Here is a 19634-nt window from a genome sequence, read left to right on the forward strand (position 1 = left end):
CAACCCTACGATTACCCACATTTTTTGAGGTGTACTGTGCCGAAAAACTTGAGTCGCCAGAAACGCTTGTGATTCTTTGACGGGTACCTGATTCGAGAAGAGGTGCTCTATGGACTGACTTCACGCGCGCGGGATGAGAAGGCGGATCGGTTGACGTCTGACGCGGTGACCTGGTTTGACCGTGAAGCAGCGCTTTGCGAATTCCATGACACTCGGCTTGGCGAGAGAATTCGCATGCTGCTGAAGCAGATCGGCGGAGACATCGGACAGAGCATTCCGATGGTGTGCCAAGACTGGGCTAATACCAAGGCGGCCTATCGTTTCTTTCTCCAATGAACGAGTAAGCGAGGCCGACATCCTGTCACAGTGCCGGCCTTTGGCATGAGTTGCATCGTGTCGAGACATGATGCATCCGCGCCACGTCCGCGTTTCACCGTATTGGCGACCGGCGCGAGTACATCTGATTGGCAGCTTCATTCCACGAGGCGACCTAAGTGCGGCAAGGCCGCCGCTTTTGTTGACCAGGCGATTGCCGGCATCTGAGCCGCTTCGCGCGAGAAGATCGGTGCTTTCCCGGTACGACGTTTGGAATTGTGCGAACGGATTGTCGGGCGGAGGGAGCTCCAGCCACTCGTCGTCGTACTCGGGACGGTCGTGCTCGAGTCCGTAGTCGAAATCTTCGACCACGTGGTGGGAGCCGGTGTTGGTTTCCTGATGGTTCTCGACGCCCTCCGGATACTCCCAGACCCTAGGGAAAGTCTTCCCAATTCCGGATGCTTAATAACGGCTTCATGGTGGAGCTCCGGTCCCATCTGTCGCTCGTCGCTGCAAACGGCGTTCCAGTCCAGCAGGTCCGAATCGATTTCGTGTATCTCGCCAAAACGTCGATGTCTGATACGGGCGGTTCCATTGCAGTAGACGTACATCACCAGCGATTTCCCGACTCTTTCCGATGGCATCATACCATCGGAGCGCGCCCGCGGTCGAAGCGGATTGTCGATCGCCGATAACCGACGAAGGAGTGCACGACCGGCGTCGAGCAATGGACAGGAGTCGGATCCCGCGCCCAACATACGGCCATGAAGAAGGTCGTGAAAAGCGATGTCATCGGACAGCAGGGAATGTCCCTCATCGAGGGAATCGTTCTCTTGGAGTTCATGTTCTATCCGACCGGCGGCGTCGAAGCGGAGATCGACGGCTTCATCGAGTTGCGTGACGCCGAAACGGGCGAGGTCGCAACTGGTAGTGTCCAGTATCTTTCGCACATTGATCAGGCGACGACTCCGGTCTCAGAGAGTTGCTGCTGATAGAGCGGTCGCATATTCATGTAGCATTTGGTCGACCACGCGTTCCGGCAATGTGCCGCAGCCGTGCCACTGCCAAGTTGAGACAGGATTGACCGTCAGGAAAGGCGCCGATGACACGGGTTCGTCGCCGGATCTCCTTCATGATGCGCTCGAGCGGATTGTTAACCGGTATGAGGATGGCGCGGTCACTGTTTCCGCTACTGGCTTTTCGAACTGGTGGCATATGCTGCGAGTATCCGGGATAGAGGCTCCGGGAGCACGAAGGTGCGGGCGGCCGGTTCGTACGATGAGCTGCGAGCTCGTTTTGTTAGGTGGCCGCCTCTTACGACTCGCCCGGTTGCGCCGAGAGCGCGAATCCGTAGTTGTCGTGTCGCCCGCCGCTCTCGTTATCAACGTGGCGGGTAGGAAAGACGGACATGCGACGCGTAATCGGAATGGATATCCACCGCACCTTCTGGGAGGTGGCGATTTGGGAAGGAGGCGTGCTGCGGCACGCAGGCCGGGTCGACATGACCCGCGTGGCACTTGAAGGCTTCGGGAGGACGCCTAAGCCGACGGACGAGGTCGTTCTGGAAGCGACTGGCAATAGCATGGCAGCGTCGCGCGTACTGTCGCCTTTCGTCGCCCGGGAGGTGATCGCCAACCCGCTGCAGGTGAAGGCGATCGCCCATGCGCATGTGAAGACCGACAAGGTTGATGCAGGCACTCTCGCGAACCTTTACGTCGCGGGCTACTTGCCCGAAGTGTGGACGCCGGACGCGGTTACCGAGCGATTGCGCCGGCTGGTGGCGCGGCGTTACCAGATTGTACGTCGTCGAACACGCGTAAAGAATGAGGTGCATGCGATCCTTGCGTCGCATCTTGTTCCGAAGTGCCTTCACTCTGACCTGCTCAACCAGCGCGGCCGAGTGTGGCTTGCACGGCAGGTCGTGCCGGCAGATGAGCAGCCGGCACTTGAGCGGAATATCCGTGAACTCGATCGGCTCGCCGAAGACCAGGCGGAGTTGGACCGCGAGATCGCACTGAGTGTCATGGGCGACAGTCCCGTGCGAAGGCTGATGACGATCACGAGCGTCAACCTAACGGTGGCCGTCGGCATCATCGCGGCGGTCGGCGACGTCACGCGAGTCAAGAGCCCACAGAAGCTGGTGAGCTACTTCGGCCTGAATCCACGGGTACGCCAGTCGGGCCTCGGCGCTGCCCATCATGGGCGCATCAGCAAGGTTGGTCGCAGCCACGCGCGGGCGATGCTGGTCGAGGCGGAATGGGGTGCTGCAAAGAGGCCTTGTTCGTTCGCATCAGGGCGAAGCGGGGGCATCAGATCGCGGCGGTCGCGCTTGCCCGTAAGCTCACTGTCCTATGCAGGCATCTGCTGACCAAGCAGGAAGACTATCTTTGGGCGCGGCCGGCTCCGGTGGCGAGCAAGATGCGCGCCATGGATGGAGGCTCAGGCGGGGCGGCCGCAGAAGAAAGGCAATCGCCGGGGGGACCACTTACGCCTATAACGTCAAGTCTCTGCGCGACCAGGAACGTCAGGTCGCCGAACTCGCCGAGAAGAGTTACGTACGATTTGTAACGTACTGGAAAGTATGTCCGCCGAGGGCGCGGCGCGCGGACGCCTCAACCCGATAAGGCTTGAATAGGCTGCCTGGCCGCGCTTCCAGCCGACACGCCGCTCTTCGCCACGAGGTCGCCCGCGCCAACCGCGGCGCGGCTCTCTTGGGTATGAATGGCCTTGAGCATGTGGCTCACCTCGCGGACCCGGGTCGACGGCACGAGGCTGAAGACATTGCGATAAAAATGCACCATGCGGCGCTGATAGCGTACCCCCCGTAGTAATCCGTAACGCTTTCGGCAAGACCTCGGCAGGCATCGGAAACCACCAACTGCACGCCCTTGAGACCACGATCGACGAGATGCCGCAAAAACGATGACCAGCCGGACTTGCCTCCGTGGCACCTTCACAGATGCCGAGGATCCCCCGGAATCCCTCGGCATTGACGGCCGAGGCCATCAGCAGCGACACGTTGCGAACTTCACCGGCCCAGCTGCGCTTCATCACAATGCCATCGAGATAGAGATACGGATGCTCGTCCTCGATCCTGCGATTCCGCCATGCCTCGATCTTGGCATAGATCTTCTTGTTCAGGTTCGACACTGTGCTCGGGCTGACCCGGGTGCCCCACAGCGCCTCCGTGATGTCTTCGACCCGGCGAACTGAAATCCCGGCCAGATACATCTCGATCAGCGCCTCCTCAACCGAGCTCTCCCGCCTCTGGTAGCGCTCGATAGTCGCCGTCTCGAAGGTTTGCCGCCGTAGCTTCTGGCCTTCAAATTGACGTCGCCCGCCTTGGTTTGCAGCGTTCGTTCGTAGCTGCCCGCCCGCGTGTCCTGCTGGGCCTGGCTCCGCTCATAGCGTCCGACACCGCACAGCAGGTCCGCTTCGGCCTCCAGCATGGCATTCAGCGTCTCTTCTACCGTTCCGCGGACCATCTCGCCCAGGTGATCGCGAATCCGGGCTTCATCTATCTGGATCACCTGACCCATGGCATTCCCATCGTTCATCCAAAGCTCCTTCATTCTAGAAGAAGCCGTCAGTGCTGAAAGAGCGAAAGATTCTGTACGCAACCTGCTCCTGCGGGTCCAGGGCAAGGCCACTGAGCGCGAACGACTGCAGGTGGAGACCGAGGAAACGTTCGAATTCGCGTGCGCCGACGCTGACATCGAATACTGGACCAAAGGCACGGCTCCCGTCCTGCTGATCGTCGTGGCTCTGAAGACGCGGAAGGCCTACTGCAAATCGCTGAAGGAGTGGTTTGCGGATCCGGAGCGCCGTAAGTCCCGCAGGTCGTCTTCGAGAAGGCGAACCTACCAACGCTAAGGGGTGTCCCAATGGGGCGATCTGAGTACAATAGGACCTATGCTTGGTGGCAGGATTAAGCCGCCACACTAAAAGCGAGGACTACGCATGCGCCCGAATTATCTTTTCGGAATGAGGCAAGCCGCGAGGCAAGCAAAGGCACTCCAAATTCCCGAAATCGCCGCTATCGAGTTTGGCGTCGCTGGCGGTATGGGACTGCTGGAGATGGAACAAGTCGCTGAGAGTCTTCAGGCTGAAACGGGAGTTCGCTTCCGACTCTACGGCTTCGATCTGGAAACTGGCTTGCCACCCTCTGACGATTACCGAGATCTGCCATACCTCTGGCGCGCCGGTTTTTTCAAAATGGATAGGGCTAAATTGGAGCGTCAATTAAAGCGCGCCACCCTGATAATCGGCAACGTCGGCGAGACGGTTCTGGCGTTTATCGAACGCTATTCGCCACCTGTTATCGGCTTTGTGTCTTTCGACCTCGACCTCTATACAAGTACTAAGCCGGCACTAAACCTTTTCAACTCTGCTGCATCTCATTTTCTACCACGGACCTTCTGCTACTTTGACGATATCGTCGGTGATCTTGATGAAGTACACTGCGAATGGGTTGGGGAACTTCTGGCAATCCGGGAATTTAACGATGCTCACGCAGCGCGGAAAATCGCAAAGATAAACGGTCTGTCTTGGAAGTTTGGCGCACCAACGCAGTGGCATGACCAGATCTTTGTGTTGCACCTGTTCGATCACCCCGCCTACAAGCAATACATCAATGAGCGGACGGACTGGCAACTGCCCCTACCAGAATAAGTTAGCTGGTCCCGGCCTTGCGGCAGATCTCCGCCACCGCAACCCCGTCACTGCCCTGCTTCAGGATGAGCGCCTTCTGGGCGTCCGAAAACTTCGAAGCCTTCATCGTCCTTCGCTCCTCCCAGCCAGGGAACCGGTGCGAAAAACTCTAGCCAAAAATGGTCCAGTTTGCCGGCCTCAGATCAGAAGATGGACGGGCAAGGTTCACGGAAGAGCAGGTTATCGCAGTGTTGAAGGAGCATGAGGCTGGAGCGACGACAGCAGGCCTGGCTCGCAAACACGGGTCTCCGAGGCGACGATCTACAATTGGAAGGCCAAGTTCGGCGGCATGGAAGTCTCCGAAGCCAAGCGGCTGAAGCGCTCGAGGAAGAGAACGCGAAGCTGAAGAAGCTGCTGGCCGAGCAGATGCTCGATGCGGCGGCACTGCGCGAGCTTTTGTCAAAAAATGTATGGTTCACCCCGTCCGTGTAAGGGTTCGTAACAACGAAAATGACACTTCCAGTTGCATAAATGTATCCGGCCTCTCGTGAGTGGACTGCTGTTGCAGCCAGGCCATGATGAGATCTGCGCACGCCGTTCCCAATAAATGGTTCGGGCACGAAGCCCGTTTTTTGCACAGGCCTTACGGCATGTTGATCCACTGTTTCGTCATCACTGTTCCCGAGCCATGCAATCGAAGCCAGCGTCAGGTGAAAGCAGGATCTCTGCGTTCGTAGAGAGCTCAAGACCACCCAGACAATGCGTGCGGATTCCGAGATGATGGTGCGCACCGTACCGACTTGATGGCGCGCAGGGTTCCGAAATGATCGCGCCCAGCATTCCGAGCATTTTCCGCGCAGCATTCGGATTTGATCGCGCGCAGATTCGGATGGTGTGAGGCCCGATCGTTGGGCCAATTCTCCGGCTGGAAGCAGCTGGGAGGATTGGATGCCGACGAGGAGGGTTATCATGCGCCAGGTGCGCGAGATTGTGAGGCTGAGCCTTGCATCGGGAGGCGTCCGACGCGATGACCTGGTTTGATCGTGAAGCAGCGCTTTGCGAATTCCAGGACGCTGGACTTGGCGAGAGATTTACATGCTACTGAAGCAGATCGGTGGAGACATCGGCCAGAGCATTCCGATGGTTTGCCAAGACTGGGCGAATACCAAGGCGGCCTATCGTTTCTTTTCCAATGAACGAGTAAGCGAGGCCGACATTCTGTCTGGTCTCTTTAAATCGACGCGGGAACGTATCGCGGCTGCGAAAGGTCCTGTTCTTGTCCCGCATGATACGACCGAGTTCACCTATCAAAGAGAGCGCCCGGATCTGATCGGGATGATTAAGCGCATCCCCAAAAGCAACTCCCGAAGATTGGACGGAAAACCCAAACGTACACGACATGCGGAATATTGATGCATTCGAGCTTTGCGGTGACCCTCGAGGGGCTTCCACTGGGGCTCAGCGCCGTGAAGTTCTGGACCGAAAGAAGTTCAGAGGGGGCGCCGCGCTCAGGCGCGAGGTCAACCTGACACGGATCCCCATTGAAACCAAGGAGAGCATTCGGTGGCTGGAGAACCTCAAACAATCCACGGAGCTTTTCGAGAAGCCACGCAGTGCATCCATATCGGTGATCGTGAGGCCGATATTTATGACTTGTTGTGCGCCGCCCAAGAGGTTGGAACGCATTTCTTGGTAAGGACCTTTGTCAATCGCCTGGCAGGCGATGGCGATCATACCGTTGCAACGATAATGGACGAGGTCGTGGTCAAAGGCCTCCACCGGATCGAAGTCCAGGATAGCAAGGGCAATCCAGACCAGTCTGTTCTTGAAATCCGGTATCGTAAAATCGGTACTTTGCTACCGATCGGCAAGCAGTCGCGGTATCCAACTTTGACTATGACAGTGATCCACGCTGATGAAAGAGGAGCGCCAAAGAACAGAAAGAAGATTGAATGGAAACTCCTGACCGATCTTCCAGTGCAATCGGCGCAGGGCTGCGATCGAGAAACTCGAATGGTATTCCCTGCGATGGAAGATCGAGGTCTTCCACAAGATACTCAAATCCGGCTGTAGGGCAGAGGAGGACTCGCAACTGCGGACTGCTCAGCGATTGACGAATCTGATCTCGGTATTCTGCATTGTGAGCTGGCGCATTTTTTGGATGACGATGCTTAATCGTTCAGCGCCAAATGCCTCACCGGATTTGTGCTGACCAAGGCTGAAAGCCAATTGCTTGATCGGCTCGTCGAAGACAAGAATCCAGTCGACACACAACGAAAGACATTGTCGCATTATCTTATCAAGATCGCCAGGCTCGGCGGCTATCTCGCCCGCGCCAACGATCCGCCACCAGGGAATCTGATCATATGGCGCGGATTATCGCGATTCATCGATATCGCAACGGGAGCGAAACTCTGACTCAAAAAATGTGGGTAATCGCAAGCATCACCGGACGGATACCATCAAGCTTGGCCCACGGCGAGTTCGGGCGCCTTTCGGCCGAGGGCAGGCTGCTCGTCAGCCGCGCCAAACGCAGCATTGCCGCTAGCGCGCAGAACGCGCCGGTCGCGATGAAAAAGAGCGGCCCTCGCAGGACTCTGGATACTGCACAGTCTTAGATGTTGTATTTCGTGTGGACGGTAAACGATACTATCCCGGCCTCGGGCGCGTGAGCCGTTAGGCCGAAGCGGGCTAAGAGAAGAGCTACCGACCTCGATGCTTGTTCTTCCGGGTTCTGATCAATCGCCAGAGCAACGACGCCGGTCTTCATCATCTGTCTGACCTCGTCGCTAAGGTCGTGCGCGATCACGATTGGTGCTCTGGCCAACCACGGTGCCACTGTGTGGGCAAGCCCATTTTTTGATCCCGCGACGTAGATACCGCTGACAGCATCCTCGGACATTCCTTTAGGGCACTCATCGCTCTCCATTATCTCGACGTGTATCGGAGAAGAAAGTTCTGCCTTCACACCGTCTCGAAATCCACTAATCCTAGAGGCCTCCGCTCGGTATTTCAGATCGGAGCAGACCGCTAAGTAGATTCCCCGATTGACCATCCGGGACATGAAGAATGCCGCAGCTCGTCCGGCTCCGTAGTGGTCAATCCCGACGTAGGCCAACCGTGGTGTCGTCGGCAGGTCTGATCCGAGAGTAATGACAGGGGTCCCCGATGAGGTCACCGAGGCAATCGCATCTATCATTTGATCTGTCTCGGGTCCGTACACTATCACCGCGTCTGCCTTGGCCGCGCGAATCAGACCCGGGACCGCTTCCGCATGCCGCTCCTCGAATAGGACGCGTTCGATCACAAGGGATTTTGTAGTTTGCGCGATTTGGCTTTCAAACGCTCGGGCAAGCCGCAACAGAAGGGGCGTCCTTTGCGAAGGCATTATTACCTTGACTCGAAAGAGCCGACGATGGGGCGATGGAAGAGTCCGACTGATCCCCAGCTGACGAGCAGCTTCGATGACTTTCAGCGCCGTCTTCGGGGATACATTAGCTCGTTCATTGAGGACGCGATCGACCGTTGCAATTCCGACGCCAGCGAGCTTGGCTACCTCGTTCAGCCCAGGTTTCATTCGCTTCGGCTTTCGTTTTGCGGTATGTTTGTTGACGATAGCCCATCGCAGGTCAACACCGCACTTCGCACCAAGATGTCATGGATGCACAGGATTATAACTGATGACTGAGCGATGCAGAATAGTCATCGTTGGAGGGGGGCACGCCGGCGGCAGATTGGCGCAACTCTTGTCTCGCGGCCCCGATCGCGTCCACGTGACCCTCGTCGGGGCCGAGCCTATCTATCCCTACGAACGACCTCCGCTATCTAAAGGAGTTCTCCTGGGCACCAGCGGGCTCGATGACTGCGTGTTGTGGAAGCCTAACGACCCAGTTTGGGAGCGTGTAGAGACCCATCTCGGCGTCGCCGTTGAAGATGTTGATCGCGTCCGGAAAAACATCCGACTTAGCGACGGTAAAGTGATTAGATACGATCGATTGGTTCTCGCTACCGGCTCTCGAGTTCGCGGGTTTCCGGTGCAAGGAAGTCAGCTCCGCGGCGTCTTTAGCCTTCGAAGTTACGCCGATGCTCAAACCGTTTCTAAGTACTTCCTGGCATCAAACCGAGTGGCCGTCGTTGGTGGCGGATTTATCGGCCTCGAAGTCGCGGCGGCCGCCGCACAGCGCGGCATCCAGCCACGAGTGATCGAAGCTTCCGACCGACTGCTTTCTCGCTTGGTGCCGCGACTGGTAGCAGATCGCCTTGCCGAGACGCACCTCCACGCTGGTGTGCAATTGACGTACGGGGCCATGGTCGAGAGGTTCGTTTCCAATGGCCATGGTAGCCTAAAGCGCGCTGTTCTCAGCAATGGAGATGCTGTTGACTGCAGTGTCGCCGTCGTTGCCGTTGGTGTTGAACCTGAGATATCCCTTGCGATTGGCGCCGGCTTGGAGATCGACATTGGTGTAATAACTAACGAGCAGCTGCGTACCTCTGATCCCAACATATTCGCCTGTGGCGACATTGCCGCCTTCTGGCATCCACTTTACCAACGGCATATACGTTTGGAGTCGTGGCAAAACGCGGAGGATCACGCAAGAATCCTAGCCGCCGTACTGCTGGGCGAAGAAGTTACGGCGCCGTCAGTCCCATTCTTTTGGTCTGACCAGTACGACCTCTCCCTTCAAATAATGGGGTTACCTCATCTCGGTACGTCGACAAGGCGAAAACCGACAGCGTCTGGAAGCGCGATCTTGCTTCACTGCGACGCACTTGAACGACTCGTCGGCGCGACCGCCATCGGACCCACGGCGCTCATCGGGCGAGAGCTGAGAAAAATGCGTCAGCTGATTGCTTCACGCGCTATCTGCAACTCTGTCACGCTTGACGGAGCCGAGTTAGAGGTCGTTGCGGGTTAAGCCCGTCGAGGTACCAAAACGGTGACCGCTCCATCCTCGATTCTCACCTCGTACGTGCGCAGGTTTATGCATACCGGAGCGCCAAGTGCCTTTCCCGTCATATAGCTGAACCGTCCAGAGTGACGGGGGCACTCCACCGTGTGGCCCTCAACATAACCATCGGACAGGTGGGCGTGTTCATGAGTGCAAATATCGTCTGTTACGAAGATTTCGCCCTTCGGGGAGCGAAATATTGCGTATGAATGCCCGTCAAACTCCCAGCGACGAACGTCTTGAAGCCGAATATCCTCTACCTTGCACGCAAACACCCATGTACGAGCGGTGTCGTCAACCATCTTCAAATCTAGGCTCATGTTGAACTTCTCTTCCCTCTTTAGAATATGCTGAACGTCTGGCGCCATCACTTTTGCACCTGACATCGAACCCTTCGTCGATCGATCCGGCGGCAAAGTCGGGCTATCATTAGGTCGACTTCTAGTTCTCCCGCGTACCCGTCGACCTCATTGCACCTTTGGATCTTCTCAATAGACCATGTATGCATGCGCCGCTTCCGGCCGGGCCCCCCAAACCGATGTCGACCAAGATCCCAGCGCTCTCATAGCTCAAATCAACAGAAAGAGGCCATCTGGATCAGCACACGAAGCGTGTATCGACGATACAACAAATCGCGATCGCCTTGATCTGGACACCTACATCTGCAGTCTACAGTTTGCAGTCTTCAGCAGCGGAGCAGTAGTGGGCTGTAACGTTTCCTGAGTTCAAGCGCTGTCGTTGTGCTCTACGCGTTGTCTTCCAGGTGGGCTCCAGACTTGTCCCAAGCCTTCCTGACGCATTCTCGAAGCATCAGGGCTTCGCTCCAGCGATCCGTTGTATCTTCACCATCTCGACCGGTTATCGCGTACGGCCGCGGCCCCAACTCGCAAGTAAACGCCAATGCCTCTCCGTCCGCCGCGCGCCGGCGCCAACTCCGAAAGCCGTAGCCCCACCACTCTAAGAACTGGTCGAGCCACATTTGGTGCTGCGGGAAGCTAATCTCGATTTGTATTTGCTCGCGGCTTGCTACCCTACCGTGGAACGCCCAACACCTATCCAAAACTTGATGGATGTGGCTGTTATTCTCCTCGGTAATTGGCCATGAGAACTCGCGCCCAACAACGAAGTGCGAAATATCCCCCAGCAGCTTGAGATCGGGGATTCGTTCAAGTAGATCGAGTGTAAAGAACAGGTCGGTCGTCATCCGGTCGCGATGTGTCTCTATATAGACGGGAAAATCGACCTCCTCGGCAAGCCGCAGCCATCCTTCTAAAAGCGGGATGCAATCATCCAAGCGACGTGGCCGTACATCTGGTTGAATCTCAAGATGATGAAGACCGAATTCCGTTGCATTTTCGAGCACTGGCTTGAGCTCATCGATGGTCTTCGGAAAACACTGGCCTTCGGCTGTCAACCCGTTCGCCTTCAACAGGCCATGCAGCTCGCGTACGTACTCCCGGCTCCGCCAATCTGCGCTAACGCCGTCATAGCCGGCATCTTTGATCATTCGGATGTTTTCCTCAAGCCCGCGTTCTGGCTCCGTCGCGCTTCGCAATTCCATGGCCCAAAGCGACTGAAAGAACAGGATGGTGTTCATGTAGTGTCTACCTTCGAACTGCTGAGAGAGCGGCTTCATGCGTTGAGTGGGCGTTGACGGCATCTGACTGCAAGAGCTTTCTCAAATCGTAGCTTGGGTCCTGCAGGACGGAAGGCGACGGGCGAAGGCGCCTCTCAATTATCGAGGTCGCGACTCGGACGATCTTTGCTACTTGCGATAGGCTACCGAACGCCGCCGTGGCCTCTAGAACGCCAAATCTGTCTAGGAGAAACGTTACTATACCCCCATCGTCTAAACTACGATTTACCTCGACCTGCGATTTGTTCGGAATGCCAGCAACTTGGAATACTTTGTCGAATTGATCAGACCACATCCATGGAACTGCCCTATAGGAAACCTTTCGTCCCAAAATGTTCAACGCGGCAGTGCCCCCCTGGTCCAGCGCATTCTTCCATGCCTCCAATCGTATCGTGTCTTTACCCGTCGACGCCGGATATCTTGCTGCGTCTCCGGCGGCGAAGATCCGAGAGTCTGCAGTTTGGAGGTATTCATTGACGAGAATGCCGTCGTCAGTGGCAAGGCCAGCCTTCTGCGCCAATTCAACGTCGGGATCCGCGCCAACAGCAACCAGAACTGTGTCGGCTACGAATTCCTGTCCTGATCTGAGTCGCACGCCCTCGACCATGTCGCAACCAATGATCGCCTCCACGTCCGCTCCGAGGAAAACCTTGGTGCCGTTGGAACGATGCAGTTCTAAGATTCTATCGGACGTCGAGATCGGCATCACGCGAGACAGCAGAGCGGGTGCCTTTTCCAAAACTGTTGTGTCAACACCTCTTGCCCGGGCAGACGCCGCGACTTCCAATCCGATCAGTCCTCCGCCGATAACGACAAGCCTTCGTGCCGGCATCAATCTCTCTCGGAGAACGGCGGATTGATCCAACGACCGCAGCGCGATCACTCCCTTCGAGCCGACGCCAGGCAACTGCGGAAAACGCGGTTTTGCTCCTGTCGCGAGCAGGAGGTAGTCATACCGAAAACGATCTCCTCCAGCGAGTGTAACGCTCTGTGCGTCCCGGTCGATTGCTTCCGCTCTGACCCCAGAGCGGAAAAGGATTCCGTTCTGGTCAAGCCAACCTGGGGCAAGAGCCGCTACGCCGCTGAAGCTCTCCTCTTGAGTAAGGACTGACTTGGACAGAGGCGGACGCTCATAAGGGGCGGACCGTTCCTCCGTTAGGAGTACAATCTCGTCGGACCACCCATGCTCCCGTAGTGCGCGAGCTGCACTCGTCCCAGCATGTCCAGCACCAACTATGACAATTCTTCGAGCCATCACATCAAGTCCGAACTGTGCGAGCTTGGAGGTTAGTCGCCGACATCTGATTTAGGCTATTCTGAACCTGATGTTTTTCCATCATGTTTACGATTCGTAGACTCGCTCGTGTGCGGGGCGCCCCGAGTCGGCGGCCTGCCGGCGTAGGATCAACGCCATGTAGTGTGGCGTGTTCGCCGTCAGCGCCTCTGAGACCAGGACTTCACGAAGGAGGATTTCTGGTTCATCGTTGCCGTACGGAGCGAAGTTGAAGCAGAAATCCGGGCCGGACAAAGCCCCGGCAGAACAAGTGCTGAAGGACAACCGACGCCAGGCACCTCGGCAGTATTCAGCGGAAAAGAATATCCGTATCGTGTTGGAAGGATTTGCGCGACGAGGAGAATATCTCCGAGCTGTGTGGCCTCGATGTATTATGGCCGGTCCAAGGAGTTCCTTGAGGCTGGCAAACGCCGCCTTGGGGGGCGACACTGCCCGCTCAGCCACGTCCGGCGAGGTCAAGGATCTTCGTCGTGAAGCCTCCGAATTGAAGGAGGTGGTCGCCGATCGTACCCTGGAGAACCGCTTACAAAAAAGAGTTGAGCGCGGCTGGGGAGGACGAGGCATGAGGTATCCTGCGTTCGCGAAGGCCGAGATCATCGCGCTGGTCGAGCAATCACCATCTGCGTGCCAGACGCACGCTCGAGAAGCTCGGCATCCCGCGAGCCGCATTTTATCGGTGGTACGATCGCTACCGTGCGGTTGGCGTTGAGGTACTGGCTGAGTATCGCTCGAAGTCGGACATGGTCTGGAATCGGGTTCCTGACGAAGTCCGCGGTCAGATCATCGATCTGGCGCTGGAGATTCCCGAGCTGTCGCCGCGCGAGCTGGCGGTGCGCTTCACCGATGACAGAAAGTACTTAGTCTCCGAGGCGCTGGGTCTATCGGCTGCTGAAGGCGCACGACCTGATCACCAGCCCCGCCTATGAGGTGATCAAGACGGCCAACGAGTTCAAGGACAAGACCACGGCGATCAACCAGCTCTGTCAGACTGACTTCGCCTACCTCAAGATCACCGGCTGGGGCTGGTATTATCTGTTCACTGTGCTCGCTGACTTCTCGCGTTATATCGTGGCGTTGAGGATGAGCCCAACCATGTGCGCCTCCGACGTTACGGCCACGCTCGACCGGGCGCTTGTCGCCTCAGGCCTGGAGTACATCAATATAAAGCAGCGGTCACGGCTTCTCAGCGACAACGGATCAAGTTACGTCGCGGATGATCTGGCCACCTGGCTCAAGGGCAAGGACATACGGCCTGTGCGCGGTGCGCCAATCATCGCCAGACCCAGGGCACTGGCATCAGACCTTGAAGAACCGCATCTTGCTGAGCGCATCAAGCGCGAGACCATCGCAATCCGTCGCTTGCGGCATCGACTGCAGGCAGCTTAACCTCTAGCCCAAGATGATCCGGAGCCTCCCTTCTCGAAATGCATGAGCGGTCTCAAATTATCTGACGACGGACACAACGCGAACATTGCGGCGCCGTGGTCGAAGTTGGCGAAGAGTTCGGCCGCGGCGGTGAAGGTCGTGTGGTCCGTTGTGAGCAAGACGCCAAAGTTCGTCGCCGGTGGCGCAGCCCTCAGCGTACAACGGTTCGCTGCTAATAACGCGAGCGACCGGTTCGCGGCGAAGTCGTTCACCTCGAAGTGGCGCCCGGCGCAATCCGTTGTGGCCGCTCAGATGCTGCATCGCGGTTCGAAAGGCAGTGATGTCTGGTGTACCGGTGTTTCGATAGCGAGCACGCTAAGTTGCATCAGTTGCCGATCTGCAATCTATACTCTCGACCGCTATACGTAGCGTGCAGGGGAGCAAACGAGCCGTACAATGACGAGCGTTTAGCGGCCGTGGCGACAATGCAGTAAGCCGTAGCTCGACATTTTGATGGATTTCAATCAACCTAACCATCGAGCCATCCAACGCTCTGCCATATACTGAAGAAAATATAGGGGTGGATTGCGCGCCAGGAGGAAGCGATGATGGAGGAAACTAAATTCGGCCGTCGCGACGAGTTTGGTCACTACGCGCCTAAGGAGCTCATCAGTTATGGGCCGTTGTTCACGTTGCCTCCGAAACCTATGGCGGTGATAAAGTGGTTGCCAGGGTACTTTTTGCCTTGGAACCTGCTGCTTATCGTGTTCGGGATCGGTTATTGGCTCTTTCTTGCGCCGTCTCTTGAACAAATGAAGACACTCGAGATCGGCTGGGTACTTTATCTCGTTCTCCTCAACTATGCCATCGTCGTCCTTTGGTATGGCGCCTGGCACTCTTGGCTCTACGTTTTGCGACGGCAGGAGACGCGCTTTAAGTACAACCCGCGTTGGCCCACGGCCAGAGCTACTGTTTTCGTCTTCGGCAAACAGGCTTTGGACAATATTTTCTGGACGATAACGAGCGGCGTTCCGGTCTTTACAGCATATCAGGTCGCGGCGTTTTATCTTTATGCCAACGGCTACGTGCCTCTCATCACCTTGTCAGACAACCCAATATGGTTCATCGTCCTGCTGTTACTCGTCCCATTCATTCATGAGGTCCACTTTTACGCGGTTCACCGCCTGCTTCATACTCGTCTCCTCTACAAGTACGTTCATTCATTGCACCACAATAATACGAACGTGCTTCCCTGGTCGGGATTAGCGATGCACCCGGTCGAACACATCCTGTATTTTTCTGTCATCGTGTTGATCGCTGTCTTCAATTCACATCCAATACATATGCTTGCCATGGTGATGCGCGCGGGCCTCGCTCCAGCAATTGCCCATACCGGTTTCGATCGAACCGAGCTGGGGGGCGAGCGCACCGTCCCATCTGGAGTCTACGCTCATTATCTTCACCACAAGCTTTTCGAGGTGAATTACGCTGATGGGGCGGTCCCACTAGACAAGTGGTTTGGCAGCTTTCACGACGGCAGCCCTGAAGCCGATGAGCGTCTAAAGCTTCGTATGGAACGGCGTGCTGAAGCTTATGCCAAGAAGGACGCTCGAGCCTGACTGGGTGCTCAACGTACCCTAGAATCCTATTGAAGAACTCAAGCCGCACGGAGAACTCCGCGGCCAAGCACCACGTCAGCAAAGGGGAAACGTTATGATTGTGGCAAGGATTGTTCGTCGCGCATTTCTCGCAGGCGTCGCGGGGATCGCCCTTACAAGTGTAGCGTTCGCAGACGGGCCCACTCCGATTCGAGTTAAGTCGGACGCGCACGCCGAGGTACCGCAAAAGTTTAAGAATCACGCGGTTAAGATCGCGGTTGTCCGCCAGCTCAACACTGGCGACGTGTATCAGGAGTGGATTGCCGGCGTTGAGGCTGAAGCGAAGAAGCTCGGCGTCAAGCTGACGGTCTACAACGCCGACGGCGACAATGCGAAGCAGGCGCTGATGCTGCAGCAGGCCGTAGCCACTCAGCCGGATGCCATCGTCATTGGTTGGGGATTTGGTGATAGTCTGCGCGACGGCATCAAGGCGGCCGCTGACGCCAATATTCCTGTCGTGACCTACTACGTTTCGGTCGAGCCGTCGGACAAGGTCATCACCGTTGATCAGGGCGACAAGCTGATGATGACCGGCATCCTTGGTGCTCTGAAGGCCCATATCGGCGGCGACGGTGCAAAGGCTGACGTCATCTATGTCTATGTGCCAGGCTATCAGGCGCTCGATCTGCGCAACGAAGTCTGGAAGGAATTCTTGAGGGCCAACCCTGGCGTCAATACGGTAGCGACGATCGGCGTCGTCAACGCCAACACTGCCGCCCAGACGGCCGATCAGGCCAAGGCAGCGCTGACTGCCCATCCAAACGTCAAGGCGATTGTCGCGCCGTATGATGAGTTCACCAAAGGCGCATCGCTAGCGATCAGCGAACTCGGTCTGGCGGACAAGGTTAAGACCTATGGCATGGACATCTCAACTGCCGACATCGCGGTAATGACGAAGCCACACAGTCCTTGGGTGGTCACGGCTACCACCAACCAGTCCAATGTCGGCTCGGTCGTACTGCGGGTGGCCGCGGCCAGGATTGCCGGCGACCTCATCGGCAACACGCTGAGCGTGCCGCCGCTGGTTATCACTCAGGAAGAGCTGCGCACGAACAAAGTCGAGAACATCGAACAGCTTGGTGCGGTCTTTCCGGATCTGAAGACGCCGGACGTGGCGAAGGCCCCTTGGATGGATAAGATGAAATGAATCGGTCCACGCAGGAAAGCCTCGCTGGAGGTTGCCCTATGTCCGAGCGAACGAGAGCCCTCGTCGAGTTCCGCAACATCACCAAGCGCTTCGGTGCCACGCAAGCGCTAAAGGGTGTGAGCTTCTCGATTATGCCGGGCGAGACGCTGGGTCTGCTCGGTGCCAACGGCGCCGGCAAGTCCACGCTCATCAAAGTGCTCTCCGGCAATTTCCTGCGCACGTCCGGCGAAATCCTGATCGAGGGCGAGCGGACCGAAATCCGCTCGCCGACCGAAGCGCGTGACTGCGGCATCGCGACCGTTCACCAGAACATCGACGATGCCGTGGTGTTCGGCATGACAGTGGCAGAAAATTTGCTGCTCGACGATCTCTCGACCGCCGACTCGCCCTTCTTTCTCAACCGCCGCAGCGTCATGGACCGCGCGCAGCAGGTGCAGCAGAAGTTGGGCCTCAAGCTACCGCTGGAAGCTCCGGTGGAGGAACTGTCAGCGAGCGGTCGGCAGGAGGTGGCGATCGCGCGCGCCCTAGTGAAGAACCCTAAGCTGTTGATCCTCGACGAGCCGACTTCGACGCTGTCGGCGCGTGAAGCGGAAAAATTGTTCGAGGCGGTGGCGGACCTCAAGCGGCGCGGTATCGCGGTGCTTTACGTCTCGCACCGCATGAGCGAGAGCCAGCAACTATGCAACCGCGCAGTCGTTTTGCGCAATGGTCAGATCGTTTCCGAGCACCAGTCACCGCTCGATACGAATGCGATAGCGACATCAATTCTCGGCGATCTGATCTTGTCGGCGAAACATGTCATCCGCCGCTCGGACCAGGTGCCGGTGTTTGTCGGACGCGGCTTGCGTGTGCGGCCCGATGCGGTGCCCGTCGACCTGACGTTCCGCAAGGGCGAGGTGATCGGTATCACCGGGCTCGTTGGCGCCGGGAAGACCGAGCTTCTGGAACAGATTTACGGTGCTATGCCGCTGGTTTCGGGCAAGATGCTGCTCAACGATCGGCCCTTCAAGCCGCGCGACGCAGCCGATGCGCTGACGAGGGGCGTGGCGATGGTGCCGGAGGAGCGCGCGAAGCAATCGATCTTCCCTGGCGAGGGCCTGGCGAAGCATTGCTCGATCGGCGCAATGGGATTCTTCAGCCGCTATGGCTTCATCGACCTACATAAAGAAGTGGCATTCACCCAGGATATCATCCGTGACTACAACGTCAAGTGTCCCGGCTGGGATGCCCCCATCGAGGCGCTGTCGGGAGGCAATCAGCAGAAGCTGTTAGTCGGCCGCTGGCTCAAGCACGGCTGGTCACTTCTAATTCTTGACGAACCGTTCCGGGGAATCGACATCGGAGCGCGCGGCATCATCTCGGACGCGCTGCGGGCTTTCTCGGAGTACAACTCGGTCGTAGTCTCGTCGTCGGACCCTGAGGAAGTGGTGGAGGTCGCCGACCGCGTACTCATTATGGTCGAAGGAGCGATCGCGGGCGAAGTTATGGCGGATGCGCTCAGCTCCGAAGAGCTTTCTGAAATCATGAGCCGGACCGGTGCAGCTCGGCAAGGCGTAAGTGGGGGCACCCTTCAATGACAATCCAAAACTCGCTCGCGCAGCCGGCCGAGCCTGGATCCACCCGCGGCAGCGCGGAAAAGCTGAAAGTCTTCATCTACCGCTACGGGCTTTTGGCCGTTCTGGTGCTGATGATTCTGTTCTTCTCCTGGCAGCAGCCGTTCTTCCGCACGTTCGCCAATGCAATGTTTATCCTGCAAGCGGCCTCGGTGGTCGCGGTGATCGGGCTTGGCGCCACGGTTTCGATGACGGTCGGCGGATTCGACCTGTCCGTAGGAGCGTCGATGTCGCTTGCGGTGATGGCAGCAACCGCGGCGATGGTGATCGGCGACCTCGGTGGCGCCCCAGCGATTCTGATCGCCGTGGCGGCGGGCGTCGCGGTCGGCCTATTCAACACTTTTCTCATTGTCTACGCCCGCATCCCCGATCTGGTGGCAACGCTCTCCGGCTTGTTCCTCATCAACGGGTTGACCTTGCTCGGCGTCTCGGGCCAGTCGATCGCGGAGGGTATGTCGTTCAACGGCAATGTCGCTCCGGGCAAGTTCTCGCCGCTATTCGGCTGGCTAGGTGGTGGGCGGCTGTTCGGTATCCCAGCGTCAGTCGTGGTCGCAGGTCTGATATTCATCGTCGTCATTGTGCTGCTCAATTACACGCGGTGGGGGCGGGCCTTCTACGCCGTTGGGGGCAATCCGATCGCAGCCGCGGCGGCCGGCATCCGCGTGGCGCGTTATCGCATGGCGGCATACCTGATCTCCGGCGCGTTGGCAGCAATCGCCGGAGTCATGTTAGCGGCCCGCTCCAACCGGGGCGACGTCAATGTGGGCGACGCGTACTTGCTGCAGGCCGTGTCCGCCGCGCTCGTGGGATATGCCGTGCTTGGCGCCAACAAAGCGAATGCCGTCGGTACGCTGGTTGGCGCGGTCTTCGTCGCCACACTAATCAACGGACTGACAATGTTCAATTTCCCGTACTACGCGCAAAGCTTCGTTCAGGGAGTGCTGCTCGTGGTCGCGTTGCTGATGAGTTACACGCTTGGCCCACGCCGCCGTTGAACTTAGTTCTTG

At 57.5% G+C, this 19634-nt stretch carries 21 protein-coding genes and 4 pseudogenes; 16 read left to right on the top strand and 9 right to left on the bottom strand.

Annotation, left to right across the window (positions count from 1 at the left end; all coding sequences use genetic code 11):
- Positions 1–165: 165 nt before the first annotated feature.
- Together L6637_RS37890 and L6637_RS37895 are read left to right on the top strand one after the other, a co-directional pair.
- Positions 166–336, top strand: coding sequence for an IS4/Tn5 family transposase DNA-binding protein (locus L6637_RS37890; RefSeq protein WP_232995656.1), 171 nt, complete (start codon positions 166–168; stop codon positions 334–336).
- 743 nt (positions 337–1079) lie between these two features.
- Positions 1080–1307 carry a hypothetical protein gene (locus tag L6637_RS37895; protein ID WP_188637434.1) on the top strand — a complete coding sequence of 76 codons (228 nt, stop codon included), beginning with the start codon at positions 1080–1082 and terminating at the stop codon, positions 1305–1307.
- A gap of 16 nt (positions 1308–1323) precedes the next feature.
- On the opposite strand, the gene L6637_RS37900 is transcribed toward L6637_RS37895, so the two are convergent.
- Positions 1324–1530, bottom strand: coding sequence for a transposase (locus L6637_RS37900; RefSeq protein WP_373291724.1), 207 nt, complete (start codon positions 1528–1530; stop codon positions 1324–1326).
- Positions 1531–1723: 193 nt separating this feature from the next.
- Between L6637_RS37900 and L6637_RS37905 the strand changes: the two genes are divergently transcribed.
- Positions 1724–2683, top strand: a complete 960-nt coding sequence (locus L6637_RS37905; RefSeq protein WP_232995613.1) for an IS110 family RNA-guided transposase — start codon at positions 1724–1726, stop codon at positions 2681–2683.
- A gap of 131 nt (positions 2684–2814) precedes the next feature.
- Here L6637_RS37905 and L6637_RS42720 read toward each other — a convergent pair whose 3' ends face one another.
- Entirely contained in the window at positions 2815–3597 is a 783-nt protein-coding gene (locus L6637_RS42720; RefSeq protein WP_430644590.1) for a transposase, read from the bottom strand.
- On the bottom strand, positions 3552–3854 hold the full coding sequence (locus L6637_RS37915) for a transposase (protein ID WP_237866556.1): 303 nt from the start codon (positions 3852–3854) through the stop codon (positions 3552–3554). Before L6637_RS37915 ends, L6637_RS42720 begins: the two co-directional genes overlap by 46 nt.
- On the opposite strand from L6637_RS37915, the gene L6637_RS37920 reads away from it, so the two are divergent.
- The gene (locus L6637_RS37920) at positions 3853–4188 is read left to right on the top strand and encodes a DUF4365 domain-containing protein (protein WP_128929778.1); all 336 of its coding nucleotides are present in this window, start codon (positions 3853–3855) and stop codon (positions 4186–4188) included. The two genes, L6637_RS37915 and L6637_RS37920, sit on opposite strands and share 2 nt — an antisense overlap.
- Positions 4189–4275: 87 nt before the next feature.
- A complete protein-coding gene (locus L6637_RS37925; RefSeq protein ID WP_128929777.1) occupies positions 4276–4986 on the top strand; it encodes a hypothetical protein in 711 nt (236 codons plus the stop codon).
- A gap of 4 nt (positions 4987–4990) precedes the next feature.
- On the opposite strand, the pseudogene L6637_RS42725 reads toward L6637_RS37925, so the two are convergent.
- A pseudogene (locus tag L6637_RS42725) lies at positions 4991–5092 on the bottom strand (transposase); the annotation flags it as partial.
- Positions 5093–5144: 52 nt separating this feature from the next.
- On the opposite strand from L6637_RS42725, the pseudogene L6637_RS37935 reads away from it, so the two are divergent.
- The 4 genes and pseudogenes from L6637_RS37935 to L6637_RS37950 form a co-directional block, all read left to right on the top strand.
- Positions 5145–5436: pseudogene (locus L6637_RS37935) on the top strand (transposase); the annotation flags it as partial.
- Positions 5437–6060: 624 nt separating this feature from the next.
- Positions 6061–6378 carry an IS4/Tn5 family transposase DNA-binding protein gene (locus L6637_RS37940; protein ID WP_232995611.1) on the top strand — a complete coding sequence of 106 codons (318 nt, stop codon included), beginning with the start codon at positions 6061–6063 and terminating at the stop codon, positions 6376–6378.
- A gap of 150 nt (positions 6379–6528) precedes the next feature.
- On the top strand, positions 6529–7038 hold the full coding sequence (locus L6637_RS37945; RefSeq protein WP_232995610.1) for a hypothetical protein: 510 nt from the start codon (positions 6529–6531) through the stop codon (positions 7036–7038).
- 132 nt (positions 7039–7170) lie between these two features.
- Positions 7171–7383: a hypothetical protein gene (locus L6637_RS37950; protein ID WP_232995609.1), complete on the top strand. Its 213-nt coding sequence runs from the start codon at positions 7171–7173 to the stop codon at positions 7381–7383.
- Positions 7384–7579: 196 nt separating this feature from the next.
- Here L6637_RS37950 and L6637_RS37955 read toward each other — a convergent pair whose 3' ends face one another.
- Both L6637_RS37955 and L6637_RS42875 read right to left on the bottom strand, forming a co-directional pair.
- A complete protein-coding gene (locus L6637_RS37955; RefSeq protein WP_232995608.1) occupies positions 7580–8272 on the bottom strand; it encodes a substrate-binding domain-containing protein in 693 nt (230 codons plus the stop codon).
- 147 nt (positions 8273–8419) lie between these two features.
- Positions 8420–8542 (bottom strand): annotated as a pseudogene (locus tag L6637_RS42875) (LacI family DNA-binding transcriptional regulator); the annotation flags it as partial.
- A 103-nt stretch (positions 8543–8645) separates the two neighbouring features.
- Here L6637_RS42875 and L6637_RS37960 point away from each other — a divergent pair.
- Entirely contained in the window at positions 8646–9881 is a 1236-nt protein-coding gene (locus tag L6637_RS37960; protein WP_232995607.1) for an NAD(P)/FAD-dependent oxidoreductase, read from the top strand.
- Here the strand turns inward: L6637_RS37960 and L6637_RS37965 are convergent.
- The 3 genes from L6637_RS37965 to L6637_RS37975 form a co-directional block, all read right to left on the bottom strand.
- Positions 9878–10300: a MocE family 2Fe-2S type ferredoxin gene (locus L6637_RS37965; protein ID WP_373291727.1), complete on the bottom strand. Its 423-nt coding sequence runs from the start codon at positions 10298–10300 to the stop codon at positions 9878–9880. The two genes, L6637_RS37960 and L6637_RS37965, sit on opposite strands and share 4 nt — an antisense overlap.
- Positions 10301–10659: 359 nt before the next feature.
- Positions 10660–11511, bottom strand: coding sequence for a sugar phosphate isomerase/epimerase family protein (locus tag L6637_RS37970; RefSeq protein WP_128955100.1), 852 nt, complete (start codon positions 11509–11511; stop codon positions 10660–10662).
- A 7-nt stretch (positions 11512–11518) separates the two neighbouring features.
- The gene (locus L6637_RS37975; protein WP_128929774.1) at positions 11519–12805 is read right to left on the bottom strand and encodes an NAD(P)/FAD-dependent oxidoreductase; all 1287 of its coding nucleotides are present in this window, start codon (positions 12803–12805) and stop codon (positions 11519–11521) included.
- A gap of 247 nt (positions 12806–13052) precedes the next feature.
- Here L6637_RS37975 and L6637_RS37980 point away from each other — a divergent pair.
- From L6637_RS37980 to L6637_RS38005, 6 genes and pseudogenes are all read left to right on the top strand, one after another.
- A pseudogene (locus L6637_RS37980) lies at positions 13053–14168 on the top strand (DDE-type integrase/transposase/recombinase); the annotation flags it as partial.
- 104 nt (positions 14169–14272) lie between these two features.
- Positions 14273–14638 (top strand): hypothetical protein, encoded by a 366-nt coding sequence (locus tag L6637_RS37985; RefSeq protein WP_128929773.1) that lies wholly within the window; start codon positions 14273–14275, stop codon positions 14636–14638.
- A 176-nt stretch (positions 14639–14814) separates the two neighbouring features.
- Positions 14815–15828 (top strand): sterol desaturase family protein, encoded by a 1014-nt coding sequence (locus tag L6637_RS37990; RefSeq protein ID WP_128955099.1) that lies wholly within the window; start codon positions 14815–14817, stop codon positions 15826–15828.
- 94 nt (positions 15829–15922) lie between these two features.
- On the top strand, positions 15923–17014 hold the full coding sequence (locus L6637_RS37995; RefSeq protein ID WP_128929771.1) for a substrate-binding domain-containing protein: 1092 nt from the start codon (positions 15923–15925) through the stop codon (positions 17012–17014).
- A 38-nt stretch (positions 17015–17052) separates the two neighbouring features.
- A complete protein-coding gene (locus tag L6637_RS38000; RefSeq protein ID WP_164934141.1) occupies positions 17053–18591 on the top strand; it encodes a sugar ABC transporter ATP-binding protein in 1539 nt (512 codons plus the stop codon).
- A gap of 110 nt (positions 18592–18701) precedes the next feature.
- Positions 18702–19622: an ABC transporter permease gene (locus tag L6637_RS38005; RefSeq protein WP_245478061.1), complete on the top strand. Its 921-nt coding sequence runs from the start codon at positions 18702–18704 to the stop codon at positions 19620–19622.
- Positions 19623–19634 lie beyond the last annotated feature (12 nt).

Source organism: Bradyrhizobium zhengyangense (genome assembly GCF_022012435.1).
Lineage (GTDB): Bacteria > Pseudomonadota > Alphaproteobacteria > Rhizobiales > Xanthobacteraceae > Bradyrhizobium > Bradyrhizobium zhengyangense.

Coding starts and splice junctions, on each gene's coding strand:
- L6637_RS37965 (WP_373291727.1), bottom strand. CDS start 10,300: ATGTCAGGTGCAAAAGTGATGGCGCCAGACGTTCAGCATATTCTAAAG.
- L6637_RS37940 (WP_232995611.1), top strand. CDS start 6,061: ATGCTACTGAAGCAGATCGGTGGAGACATCGGCCAGAGCATTCCGATG.
- L6637_RS37995 (WP_128929771.1), top strand. CDS start 15,923: ATGATTGTGGCAAGGATTGTTCGTCGCGCATTTCTCGCAGGCGTCGCG.
- L6637_RS37920 (WP_128929778.1), top strand. CDS start 3,853: ATGGCATTCCCATCGTTCATCCAAAGCTCCTTCATTCTAGAAGAAGCC.
- L6637_RS38000 (WP_164934141.1), top strand. CDS start 17,053: ATGTCCGAGCGAACGAGAGCCCTCGTCGAGTTCCGCAACATCACCAAG.
- L6637_RS37960 (WP_232995607.1), top strand. CDS start 8,646: ATGACTGAGCGATGCAGAATAGTCATCGTTGGAGGGGGGCACGCCGGC.
- L6637_RS37900 (WP_373291724.1), bottom strand. CDS start 1,530: ATGCCACCAGTTCGAAAAGCCAGTAGCGGAAACAGTGACCGCGCCATC.
- L6637_RS37915 (WP_237866556.1), bottom strand. CDS start 3,854: ATGGGTCAGGTGATCCAGATAGATGAAGCCCGGATTCGCGATCACCTG.
- L6637_RS37895 (WP_188637434.1), top strand. CDS start 1,080: ATGAAGAAGGTCGTGAAAAGCGATGTCATCGGACAGCAGGGAATGTCC.
- L6637_RS38005 (WP_245478061.1), top strand. CDS start 18,702: ATGATTCTGTTCTTCTCCTGGCAGCAGCCGTTCTTCCGCACGTTCGCC.
- L6637_RS37905 (WP_232995613.1), top strand. CDS start 1,724: ATGCGACGCGTAATCGGAATGGATATCCACCGCACCTTCTGGGAGGTG.
- L6637_RS37985 (WP_128929773.1), top strand. CDS start 14,273: ATGAGCGGTCTCAAATTATCTGACGACGGACACAACGCGAACATTGCG.
- L6637_RS37990 (WP_128955099.1), top strand. CDS start 14,815: ATGATGGAGGAAACTAAATTCGGCCGTCGCGACGAGTTTGGTCACTAC.
- L6637_RS37925 (WP_128929777.1), top strand. CDS start 4,276: ATGCGCCCGAATTATCTTTTCGGAATGAGGCAAGCCGCGAGGCAAGCA.
- L6637_RS37970 (WP_128955100.1), bottom strand. CDS start 11,511: ATGAACACCATCCTGTTCTTTCAGTCGCTTTGGGCCATGGAATTGCGA.
- L6637_RS37975 (WP_128929774.1), bottom strand. CDS start 12,805: ATGGCTCGAAGAATTGTCATAGTTGGTGCTGGACATGCTGGGACGAGT.